Annotated in this window: 2 protein-coding genes; both read left to right on the top strand. The window is 50.1% G+C overall.

The window, feature by feature from the left end; translation table 11 throughout:
* The coding region (locus WBA89_RS28910) for a cobaltochelatase subunit CobN (RefSeq protein WP_424411060.1) at positions 1-746 on the top strand (746 nt) is incomplete at its 5' end.
* A gap of 72 nt (positions 747-818) precedes the next feature.
* Complete coding sequence (locus WBA89_RS28905) at positions 819-2402, top strand: hypothetical protein (RefSeq protein ID WP_424411059.1); 1584 nt, start codon at positions 819-821, stop codon at positions 2400-2402.
* The last annotated feature ends 539 nt before the right edge of the window (positions 2403-2941 follow it).

The following is a 2941-nucleotide window of genomic DNA, read 5'->3' as shown; positions in this document are numbered from 1 at the left end:
AATTAATTTCTCAGCCTAATTCCAACTCTTGTCCCCCCCCTTACCAAGGGGGGGCTAGGGGGGGTGAATTAATTTCTCAGCCTAATTCCAACTCTTGTCCCCCCCCTTCGCAAGGGGGGGCTAGGGGGGGTGAATTTACCGGGCGTGAATGGGGATGTTGTGCGCCCGAAGCATTTGAAAAACGCCTCGGCCAAATGCAAATAGTTCTGCAAAACCAAGACAACCGCGAACACGACATCCTCGACTCCGATGATTATTATCAATTCCAAGGCGGAATGACGGCGGCAATTCGCAATTTGCAAGGCAAAAATCCTGAAACCTATTTTGGCGATAATTCGATTCCCGAAAATCCGAAAGTGCGAAAACTGAAAGAAGAAATAGCGCGGGTTTATCGCAGCAGGGCGGTAAATCCGAAATGGATTGAAGGGGCGATGCGCCACGGTTATAAAGGTGCTTTTGAAATTGCTGCAACGGTGGATTTTTTGTTTGCTTACGATGCGACGGCAAATTGTGTAGAAGATTTTATGTATGAAGGAATTGCAGAGGCTTACATTTTTGATGAAAAAGTGCAGGGATTTATCCAAGAAAATAACCCTTGGGCGCTGCGGGATATGGCGGAAAGATTGCTAGAAGCTCGCCAGCGGGGGTTGTGGCAGAGTGCGAAGCAAGATACTCTTGATAAATTGCGATCGATCGCCCTGCAAGCCGAAGCAGTCATCGAATCCCATACAGAAATACGAAATTAAAGTCGCGATCGCCAGACACATCTTGCCGTTTGCGGTAATATCTACTAATGTTTCGCCAACGGTGAAAGCTGTATGATTCGCCGCTATATTGCTAGCCTGACCACTAACATCTTAAAACTTACCTGCGCCGCCGCAACCGCGATCGCCCTAACAGCCGGATGTTCGCAGCCCGACCCGCCCAAAAACTCCGGGGCATCTAACACCATCGAAGCGGCAGCCCTAGCAGAGCCGCCAAACTCTGTGTTAGCTCGAAACCCCAACAAAACCCAAAAAACCCTCAGCGCTCCCTCCTGCACCCAAAACGACCCATTTGCGGAGTCAATTAGCTTTGCCACCCAAGCTTCTAATTTGGCTCAATCGGCCAATTCAAAAGAAAACTGGGACGAAGTAGCAGCCCTGTGGGTGCAAGCCGTCGCTTGGATGCAAGCGGTTCCCCCCGGCAGTCCCCGGCGGGCGTTTGCCGAGAAAAAAGTCATCGAGTACACAAGAAACCTGGTTTATTCGCAACAGCAAGCGAGCGCAACCCGATCGCAAGCCGCCAGTACAGTTAGTTTCAGCAGCGATTTGCTCAACGAACAACTAGAACTTTACCTATCCTACGTTGCGACTGTCGGGCCGCCAGATGTTTTGATTGTCGGCAGTTCCCGCGCCTTGCAAGGCGTCGATCCCAAACAGCTAAAACAATCTTTGGCCGCGTCCGGGCGTCCGGGCTTAAAAATATTCAATTTTGCAATCAACGGTGCAACTGCACAAGTAGTTGACTTTCAACTGCGGCGGCTTTTGAAGCCGGATTATTTGCCTCAAATGATTGTCTGGGCCGATGGCGTGCGGGCATTTAACAGCGGCCGGGACGATCGCACTTTTAATTCGATCGTCGATTCACAAGGCAGCCAACTTTTAGCAGCAGGCATTCGTCCCAAACTCCCGTCTGGTGAACCCAAGGTGATTCCCCGATGTTACAAATTCCCGCAGCCCTGCGGCGGTGGCGGTGGCGGCGGCGATGGTATTTTCCGCAGAGCTCGGGCATCGGGCGGGCAAGATGCCCGCCCCACAATCAAATTCATCTCAGGTGGAACGGGCATCTTGCCCGTTGCCTCTAACACCAGCATCTTGCCCGTTGCCTCTAACACCGGCATCTTGCCCGTTGCCTCTAACGCCGCGCAGCCGACAACAGTAGCAATCAGACAAGTCAGCGCATCCGCAAATTCGATCGACTCCAACGGATTCATGCCCCTATCGGCCCGCTACAATCCCAACACCTATTATCAACAACGCCCCTACGTTTCAGGTAGGTACGATCGCGACTACGAAAACTTCAACCTCGGCGGCAAACAAGCAACAGCCTTTAACTCAGTGGTAGCATTTACCAAAACGCGCAAAATCCCCCTAATTTTCGTCAATTTACCCCTAACCGACGGCTACTTAGATCCCGCGCGACTGCGGGCAGAACAGCAGTTCCGGCAGCGAATGCAGCAACTCTCGCAGCAAAAAGGCTTCGCTTTCCGCGACTTGTCCCAGCGGTGGCCCGGCCGCAACGACTTTTTTTTCGATCCAAGCCACCTCAACCGTTTTGGGGCGATCGCCGTTTCTCGCCTGCTAGCATCCGATACCAGCATTATCTGGCCGCGCCCCAAATCCCGAAGTATTGATGGATGAAGTCATTAGTCATTAGTCATTAGTCATTAGTCATTAGTCATTAGTCATTGGTCATCAGTCATCAGTAATCAGTCAGTAGGGGCGGTGCCAAGAGTGCCCGCCCTCTTAGTTGTCATCAGTCATCAGTCATGTTTTGCTGTCGCCTCCGAGCTTTCCGTACAACGTCATCAGGAAGAAGGAAGAAGGAAGATGTGGAAATGCGGTCATAATAATATTTCTTATTCCCGGCTTTCTCCTTACCAGGCAGATCCTGGTAACGCAGATCCACAGGCTCTGCCTCGCAATGCTCAAAAATAGTTTAAAATCTAACCTGATGTCCAAAACCAATTTGTGCGATCGAACATTTTAAGATATTTCAATCAGCCTAAAATCTAACAATCAAAAATCCTAAATCCATAGATTGTGAGCTCACTCTAAAATCTCAATAATCTAAAATCCAAAATCCAAAATCTAAAATAGATAGGTTGTGCAACTAAAACAAGTAATTATCGCCCACAAAGCCCGAGACATCATGAGCCAGCGGTGGGCAGAACAATGTG

It is taken from the genome of Microcoleus sp. (genome assembly GCF_049646505.1).
Classification (GTDB): domain Bacteria; phylum Cyanobacteriota; class Cyanobacteriia; order Cyanobacteriales; family Microcoleaceae; genus Microcoleus.
This window is presented reverse-complemented; position numbering and strand designations above follow the sequence as displayed.